Origin of the sequence: Leptospira ainlahdjerensis (assembly GCF_016919175.1) — a bacterium.
GTDB classification, from domain to species: Bacteria; Spirochaetota; Leptospiria; order Leptospirales; family Leptospiraceae; genus Leptospira; species Leptospira ainlahdjerensis.
On record NZ_JAFFPU010000082.1, the window covers coordinates 98,295 to 106,929 of the forward strand.

7 protein-coding genes and 1 tRNA gene are annotated in these 8,635 nt (G+C 43.3%); 2 read left to right on the top strand and 6 right to left on the bottom strand.

Going from position 1 to position 8,635, the window contains the following annotated elements; translation table 11 throughout:
• Positions 1–19 precede the first annotated feature (19 nt).
• Positions 20–1,177: an Lsa36 family surface (lipo)protein gene (locus JWG45_RS21835; RefSeq protein ID WP_205281714.1), complete on the top strand. Its 1,158-nt coding sequence runs from the start codon at positions 20–22 to the stop codon at positions 1,175–1,177.
• A gap of 269 nt (positions 1,178–1,446) precedes the next feature.
• Positions 1,447–2,058 (top strand): hypothetical protein, encoded by a 612-nt coding sequence (locus tag JWG45_RS21840; RefSeq protein ID WP_205281715.1) that lies wholly within the window; start codon positions 1,447–1,449, stop codon positions 2,056–2,058.
• A gap of 332 nt (positions 2,059–2,390) precedes the next feature.
• Here JWG45_RS21840 and JWG45_RS21845 read toward each other — a convergent pair whose 3' ends face one another.
• The 6 genes from JWG45_RS21845 to JWG45_RS21865 form a co-directional block, all read right to left on the bottom strand.
• Complete coding sequence (locus tag JWG45_RS21845) at positions 2,391–3,701, bottom strand: MFS transporter (RefSeq protein WP_205281716.1); 1,311 nt, start codon at positions 3,699–3,701, stop codon at positions 2,391–2,393.
• A 76-nt stretch (positions 3,702–3,777) separates the two neighbouring features.
• Positions 3,778–4,137: a phasin-related domain-containing protein gene (locus tag JWG45_RS21850; RefSeq protein WP_408611669.1), complete on the bottom strand. Its 360-nt coding sequence runs from the start codon at positions 4,135–4,137 to the stop codon at positions 3,778–3,780.
• Between the two features lie 96 nt (positions 4,138–4,233).
• A complete protein-coding gene (locus JWG45_RS21855) occupies positions 4,234–4,806 on the bottom strand; it encodes a bifunctional nuclease family protein (protein WP_118968341.1) in 573 nt (190 codons plus the stop codon).
• A 55-nt stretch (positions 4,807–4,861) separates the two neighbouring features.
• On the bottom strand, positions 4,862–6,733 hold the full coding sequence (locus JWG45_RS21860; protein WP_205281717.1) for an alpha/beta hydrolase: 1,872 nt from the start codon (positions 6,731–6,733) through the stop codon (positions 4,862–4,864).
• A 525-nt stretch (positions 6,734–7,258) separates the two neighbouring features.
• Entirely contained in the window at positions 7,259–7,633 is a 375-nt protein-coding gene (locus JWG45_RS22655; protein WP_408611671.1) for a DUF6968 family protein, read from the bottom strand.
• A 911-nt stretch (positions 7,634–8,544) separates the two neighbouring features.
• Positions 8,545–8,618, bottom strand: a tRNA-Ile gene (locus JWG45_RS21865).
• Positions 8,619–8,635 lie beyond the last annotated feature (17 nt).

The window sequence follows — 8,635 nt, forward strand, 5'->3', positions numbered from 1 at the left end:
CGAATAAAACGGGATAAAAATGAATACCTGCCGCAAATCAGTTTTAGGAAAAATTCTTCCTATTTTAATTCTTTCCATTGCCGGACTGGTTCCGGCGGGTTCTCTTTTCTCACAAGTGACTTGTACAGGACAGGCTTGTAGCGTCATTCCTGTGAGTATCACTTCTCAGTTCAACGGCTTGGAAAACGAGGTTCGAACAAAATACCTCAACGAAGTCGTGAAATCGATGGCGGATTCCGCACTTTTAACCAATATCAATTCTTCGATGATGGGACCCGGGACCATCAATCGATTTCAGGTCGGAGCCGGGGTTTCCGCGGCCGGAGTCAAGAACGAGGACGTTCAGATTCAGTATGCGGGAATCAATCTTCCGAATCTTCCGAATGGAGGAGCTTCTATCAGTCCATCCTTTATGGCGGGAGTCAATTTAGGATGGTTGACGATGAACGGCCCCTCCGATCAGGAAGAGGAAAAAAGAAGTTTCCTTCATAGAATCAATATCTATGTTCACGGGTTTCAGGGTAGTTTGGGACAGGGTGACCTGAGAACCGCCAATGCTTCTGCGGCGAACGATTTCAAACTCGCGGGAAATTTTAATTCCTTCGGCGCTACGGTTCGTTTTCAACTTTTGAGAGAACGTTATACACGATTGGATTTTTTCGGATTTACCGGACTCAGTTTGGGACTTGGATTTCACAGTAAAACCGAAGAGCTCTCGATGGGTTATTCTCCGACTTCTATTCCGAAAGTTTCCTTCGGACCTGCGAGCGGACGTTGGGATGCGGATTTTAGCATGGATTACAGAGCGAAATCGCAATCCCTTCCGATCGACATTCGGACAGGGGTACGACTTTTTTATCTTCTTACAATTTTCGGAGGAGCGGGAATCAGCCAGAACACCGGGAGTTCGAATTTGAACCTCCTCGTTTCCGGACCGATCACTCTCACTCTGGACGCCGCTGCGGCAGGATTGCCTCTTGAATTCTTAAAAGGATATTCCGCATCCTCCACGGGGACTCTTTCCATCCGAACTCATGGAGAGGCGAAAGCGAAAGACACAGTCAATTATTTGATTGGGGGTGTGGAGTTGAATCTGATCACCTTCAAACTTCTTGTCGAAGGACTTGTTTCCGAGAAGTTTTATTCTGCGAATGTGGGTGTGAAATTCGCTCTTTAATTTCCACGGCACGGTTTTTGCATTCTTTTCCATAGAACCTCGATTTTGGAAGACGAGAATTTCCCCGTCTTCCAAAAAGAATCCGGATTTTTCTTAAGAATGGATTCTTTTGTGTTTCTAAAACACTTTCGAAGAGGGGGGTTCTCTTAGAATTTGGAGAAAATTTTAGTTTTGCATTCCATTCCAGGAATCGGAACCGAAGTTTTCATAATACAAATTCATAGGAGAATTGCTTTAGAAATAGACAGAATGCGCTTGAGGAAACCGTTATGATTCAAACAACTACAGAATCTTCCATTCATATCTCTTGTATTCCAAGGGACGGATCGTATGCCCTCAAGGTAAACATTTCCAACAACGAGATCGGAATCATCTACCGCGTGACCGCGGCCCTTTTTGTAAGAGGGTGGACAATTGAAGAAGCCGTCGCGGAAACTTCCCAGGATGGTTATATCAGCGATATCTTTATCATCAGAAATGTGGAAAATCTTCCGATGACGGATGAGATGCTCCAGATCATTCATTCCGATTTGAAAGAGATGTTTTTTCAGGGTGTTTCCGTCCTCAATTATCTCGAAAAATTTCCCGAAAAAGCGGAATATCTAAAGAACAAGGAAAGATCTCAGATCGAACTTTTTTTATTCAATTCTCACGGAAGCGATTGCACCGTGATGGATCTGAGAATGAAGGATCGCCCCGGGATTATTTTTGAAGTGTCTCAGCTTCTTTTTCTCTATGGAATCGACATTCTTTCTTTCAAAGCGGTTACTGATTCGGGATCCGTTCGAGATACGTTTCTTTTGAGATTGGAAAATGGAAGCAAACTGGATGAAACGCTCCATTTTGAAAGATTGAGCGTCGCTTTGAAAACGATTCTTTGAAGAATTTTTGAAAATAAAATCACTTTTGAAATGGTCGTTTGAGGCTTCTAAAATTCTTAGAAGCTTTCCGATTCTCGAAAAAAATCTTCGACCATTACTTTCGATTTTTACCGCAAATTTTAGCGGGACCGGAATTCTTTGAGACGATCTTATTCGTTTGTTCCGGCAAAGGTTTTTACGGAAAAGAATGTTGATAGCGGACTTAAAGTCCGTTTCCGGTAAGAGTTACTGCGGATTTTGAATTTCAATAGAGAGCGGTTACATCCTTGAATGTTTTGAAGAGGTAAAGCTTGAACAACGATTCTTTTTGTTCAAGTACAACCAAAGAAACTTTACTCGCTCGTGTGAGAATGGGTGTGAACTGGTTGTTTTAGTTTCCAGATCAGAAGAAGAAAACAAAAACAAATGATTCCCGAAGTGAGAAAAGAGACTGCAGGTCCTTTGCTAAAGTAAATCAGGCAGAATGCAAAGGGAGCGAGTCCTCTTCCCAAGGAGGCAAGGCTTCGAAACATTCCGAGGTTAGTTCCTTGTTCTTCTTTTCCGGAAACTAAGGAAACTAACGTGGAAAGAGAGGGGTGGAGGAGTGCGCTTCCCGAAGATAAAAATGTGAGAGCGATAAAAAGCTGATAAGAATTGGAAACAAAGTAGAGAAGTGCAAAACCCAACAAGAGAGAGATCGAACCGGCTCTTACGAGACGTGTTTCTTTTACTTTACCGGAAAGTCTTCGGAAAACACCACCCTGAATCAAAACGATGATCAAGCCTATATAAACAAAGGTAAAACCGATTTCGCTCGGCGAGTAATTCAAAAATTGACTCAGATAAAAATTGATCGAGAATTCAAATCCCGAAAATGCAAAAACAAAGATAAAGTAAAGAAGGGAATACAAAACAACTTCTCTGTTTTTGGAAGTAAAAACTCCCAGAATCGGATGAGTTTTTTTATGAGTCATCGTCGCCTGTGGATCCGTTTTTAACGTTTCTCGAAACCAAAAAAGAATCATCAAAAGATTAAGGAACGCTACGAATGTCGCCGCTAACGCGGAAGCGGGAAACGCAGTCAGAGTGATTTCCGGAAACATGAGTTCCATAAAACTCAAATCCACTTTTGCAAAAAGTCCACCGATCGGGGGTCCTGCGATAAAGCCCAAGCCGACTCCGGCTCCGATCAGTCCCATTCCTTTGGCGCGATCTTTTTCGCTCGTGATATCTGCCATAGCTGCGGAGGCGACCGAAATATTTCCACCCATCATCCCCGTGATGACTCTGGAAAAAACGAATAGAGAAAAACTTCCCGAAAAAAGCCAAACCGCATAACCGAAAAAACTTCCTAGACTTGTAAAAACAAGAATCGGTTTTCTTCCGATCCGATCCGAAATTCTTCCCCAGATCGGTGCAAAGGCAAATTGTAAAAGGGAATAAAGGCTCGCGACGATTCCTCCGAAGAGGGCCACAAATAAAGACCAATCTCCTCCGGAAGCTTCCATAAGAATTCTTGTAAGATCCGTGAATTTATCTAAGACCGGATCGCCGGATTTTGCAAGGAAGATCTTAAGGGTTTCGGGAAAGATGGGAAAGATTACGGAGAATCCCATCATATCGATAAAGACTGTAAAAAAAAGTACGAAGGATAGTTTATTCATGCTTAGGAAGAACGGCCTGAAAACAATACTCTTCCAAGCCGTCCGCCTTGTCTCAACATTTTCGAAAAAAGGAACGTTATTGTTTTCTACTTAAGAGCTGTTTTAATTCGTCCAGAGTTGTTCTTGCCGCGGCCTTGAATTGTTCCGGGATGGAAGATTCGACTTCGGCGGAAAGACGGATGAAATTCTCCTGAAGTTTTGCCAGGGCTTCTTGTCTTCCTTCTCCACCTTTGGAAAGTAGATCGGTCGCGTCCTGAACCGTTTTGTTGAGAAGTTCGCGAACTTGATTCGCTTTGAAGCTCTGGTTCGCTTCCCCTTTTTCTCTAAGTTCTTGGTAGATCTTGTCCAGTTCGGCTAAGGATTGTTTGATTCTTCCTTCTCCGTTTTGAAACAACGCGATTCCCGCGTTTAGAATGTCCATCAGTAGTTTTTCCAATCTAATTCTCCTCTTCGTCGGAATTCAAAAGGTGAATCCGATTTTTTCGAACGTTTGCACCGGTTGTATCGATCTATTTCTATTCTTTCGAGTAAATTATGAATTTTCGATCAGCTTTTTGATCTGGTCTCGGATTCTCGCCGCGCTTTCATAGTCCTCGGTTTTGAGAGCGTTGTTTAAGGATTCTTGAAGAATTTCGAGTTGGGTTTTCGGTAGTTGGGAAATCTTTTCTCTGGCGATGGATTCGCCGGGAATCTCTTCGTCTTTCATTTCGATTCCGGCTTCTTCGATTACTTTTTTTGCGAGATAGATCGGAGCATTTGCACGGAGGGCAAGTGCGATCGAGTCGCTCGGTCTTGCGTCCAGAATGATTACGTCCTCGTCTTTTCTAAGAGTAATCTTCGCGTAAAAAGTATTGTCTATGATTTCTTCGATCGAAATTTTCACGATGCTTACGTTCAGAGTTGTGAGGAGAACGGTCATCAAATCGTGGGTCATGGGTCTCGGAGGTTTGGTCCCGTCCAAAACCGAAGTGATGGAATGTGTTTCCAAGGGCCCGATAAAAATCGGAACGACTCTGGAATCGGAATCATCCTTCGTTTTTAAAAAAACCGCGAACCCAACGTTGGTCAGGGAAATATCTGAAATTTTTGCTTCTACGAGATCCATTCCCTTTGGAGGCTATCTTTGCAAACCTTTGGTGTCAAATGCTTTCCCGCAGAAATTAATCCAGTTTCTGAATCCAATCGTGAAAGCCGGCGCACATTTCTCGAACCGTCGGCATGTGGAATAGAATTCCTAAATGTCCCTGATCGAATTTTACGATTTGATTGTTCTTGGAAGGAAGGGCTTTTAATTCTTCTTCGACGGAATCCACGGGAACGATTTTGTCCAAAGTGCCTAAAACCGAATAAATCGGAAGTTCGAAATTTTTCTGTAACTCGGTGTAATTGATCGAACCGTCGAAAGAAAAGAATGCGTGGTCCTTACTCAATTGAGAACGGATGAATTGCAGAATGACCTTTGTGGATTCTTCACAGAAAATATCTTCGATGAGAAAATACCATTCCGGAGGAGAGATTTGTCTGTAACCTACGAAGTCCCTGAGGTTTACGACCTTCGTACTGAGTTCGAAAGAAACCGTTCTCAAGGAAGAATGGAGTCCTAAGAGAAATTTAAAAAACTTATTTAAGTCCACAGTTGGAAGCGTGGATTGAAGGGAGAATGTGGTAAGGTCAAAGATAAAATCGGAAATCGATTTTGTGGGAAGAAGGCTGAGTCCCGTTTTGATCGCGTTCATCCCGGGAATGTTCGTTCCGACGGAAACGAAGTTCGGAGAAGTGACCGAGATGATTCCGGAGATCGCTTCTTTCGGATCGGGAAGCGGAACCTTGGTCTGAGGGTACTTTGCGACAAAGGTTTCATAGGCGGAAGCGTAGTAGCGGGGAATCATTCCGCCCATACTGTGTCCCATCACAACGATCTTTTCTTTGGGAAAACTTTCACGGATCCAATTTAGGACCGCGGGAAAATCCTCTTGGATGAAGTCGTCGATCGTCCAGCCTTCCTTGATTCCATTGTAAGGAAGAGTTTGTCTGGAACGACCTCTCATGTCCATCGAGAAGACACGGTAACCGTATTTGAGAGCCATCTCTCGTGCTACCTTATCCATAACCGATCTTCTACAGAAAAAACCGGGAATCAAGAGAAGAATTTTTCCCGTGTCGTTTGTCTTTTCAGGCTCGAAACGTTTGAGACTCACCGAAAAACCGTTGCTCGAAGGAATGATATAACTCGCGTCCAGACGATACGAACAGTTGTAAGTATGACAGTCGAAGATGATCGAAGTTACCGGATGAACCTGACCGGAAGTTCTCGTGTAATAGAGATGTTTTGCGTAAGAATGAAGATCTGCTTTTTCGATATTCTTCTTTGCGATATAAGGATCGGCTTTGTTGTCCATTTCTCTTGCAACGACGAAGTCGACCACGTCGTAGAGGGAACTGAGTTGTTCTTTGACCTCTTCTCTTTGTTCGTCCGTCATTCTATCGCGACGAATTCCCCAGATCATACCGATCGGATTTCCTTTCACAAAAAGAGGAATTCCCGCGGCGTAGTTCATGGTTCCCGAAAGAAGATGTCTTAAGTTCGGGTGAATCTTCTCGTCTTTCAAACTGCTAAAGACAACTTCCGGACGTTTTTTGGTTTCGACGGCGATGATCGCTTCTCGGATAAAATTCGCGGAGAGGTTGTCCTGATCCTGGATCGAAACGGGAAGCGTGCGGTTAATAAATTCTTGAATGTCTTTGAGCCCGATTCGGGTCGCGATCTCTTTCATTTTGAAATGAGTCGCAGAACTTACGATCTTTAGATTCTTATCTTGGATCGCTTCGAAGACTGCGTAGTTGAACATCGGTTGGTTGTTTGTGAAAGTCAGGGCGACGATTTTATTTACGAATGCGGACCAGACCTTTTCTAAAAACTTATAGGTGTAATCCGGGACCGGAAAAATAAAAATATCGTCGGGAGAAACGTTAAGTCCGCTTTTCCCTCTTCTCTTACGAGCAACAGGTTTTTTTTCCAAGAGTTCAGCCATACTCGTGTCAGAATTGAACCTAAAAACTTCTCTGCCAACCTGGATTTAAGCCCTTTTGAATCTTTTTGAGGGAAATATTTTGCGAAAATAAATAGGCTCTTGAGTGTTACCTGAGAATTTTGCGACCGCGTTTTCTGGAGATTCTAGGGAAGGAATCAAGTTGCTCTATCATTCTCTAAAATTGAATAAAGCTTAAATACCGATTAGGAAAAAATTTCGGGCGTGCCCCGGACGTCGTTTCGATTTCCTCCCAGTTTCCATTTTTTTTTTGAGCAAAGAAACTCCGCCGGGTCGCGTCTCTCCAAGCTCGCGCATTCGCGCTCGTCTCTGCGAGACGCTTCGCGCTTTCCGAACCGCTCACGCGGGGATTGTGAAAGGAAGTTCTTCTTGATGAAACCTCTTTTTACATTTCTCTGAGAGATGGATTTTGATTCGTATTTGTTAAGCGAAAATTTTTAATAGGACATTGGCATTTTGGGTCTTTCCGATCCATTTTAGGGGTATGAGGAAAAATGATTTTCAAATTCAGAATTTCCGAGATGTGGAATTTACGTTTTCGATCAAAAAGAAAAGGGTCTCTGACATTGATTCTTTGAATTCCTCTTTTCTTTGGAGAAGTTTTTGCCGGGCGATTTCTTTTTTAAGAAATATTTCCGGCGTATCAGGAAAGGGAAAGCCGAGGCGTTCCTTGTTTTGCCAGGAAATCTTCCCAGAATTTAGTTTTTGAGAATGAAGTCGTAGGATGGAGCCGATCATTTCGACCGTCAACTGAAGGGCTTGGATCGAATCGATTCCAAAAGCAGCTTTGATTTCATCGAATCCGATTCCTTGGATCTGAAATGGACAATACGGGTCTATTTTTTCATCCTTGAAGGGTTTCGGTTTTCCGATTGTTACGATTACCTTTTGTTTTGTTTTGTTTTTTCTTTGGAGAGCTCCAGTTCTTCTTTGCGATGACGGTTCCTAATTTGAATTTCTCTTTCAAAGGGTTGGCCTCTCTGAGAACTAAATGCGAGTTCGGATTTTTGTGTTTGTTCGAACTTTTACGAAAGGAATTGTCGTAGGTCCGACGCCTCTCCGTAAAAGTCGCGCGCCCCGCCCAAATTTCGGGTGGAGGGGTGGGCTGGCGGGAAAAAACCACGGCGGACTTTCCTGTATCACAAAATCATTCCAATCTCAACTCAAATTTTCACAGCGAAGTTGTCGGAACTCCGACAATCTTTCGTGAAGACAGCGGACACGCGCTGATTCCTGGGTGGAGGGCCTGAGACGAAAAAGTCCGATGTCTTCCTATATCACAAAATCGTAATTTTAAAAGAAGAAATTTCTTTGTAGCAAATCTGGCAAACGAGGCGATTTTCGTCTCAGTTCCACTTAGTTTACGGGCAGTGTCCTCATTGAGAGGCGGTGATTTCGTTGGTGAAAATTGACTGAATTTAGTTTCTTAAAAAAAATCTTTCTTCTACTTAAAATTCTCTCACGCACGTTGTGAAACTTCAGATCAAAACTTGAACCTCAGGTCCAAAGAGTGGAATTCATCTTAGCTCTCTTGAACCTTCGCTTTAAGAATTCGGACTTGCCGTTCCGCAGTTTTTCGTCGTAAGCGGATAGAAACTCAGCAGATTCTTCCCTATGGATCAGAATCTATCACGGCGTCTTTTTCGTGCTCTCGCCATCCGTAGCTCGAGTCGCTTTTGTTACGCTCTCTATGGATCGCTTCAAAGGCTCTCACGAAAAATCTTTCAGTCCATCTGGGCGACTTTAGTTTAAGTTTAAAGATTGAATTTGAAGAGTGAAAAGGTCTTCTCCATTGGGCCCAGAAGGACTTGAACCTTCGACCCGCAGATTATGAGTCTGCCGCTCTAACCAACTGAGCTATAGGCCCGGAGAGTTTCCAGTTTT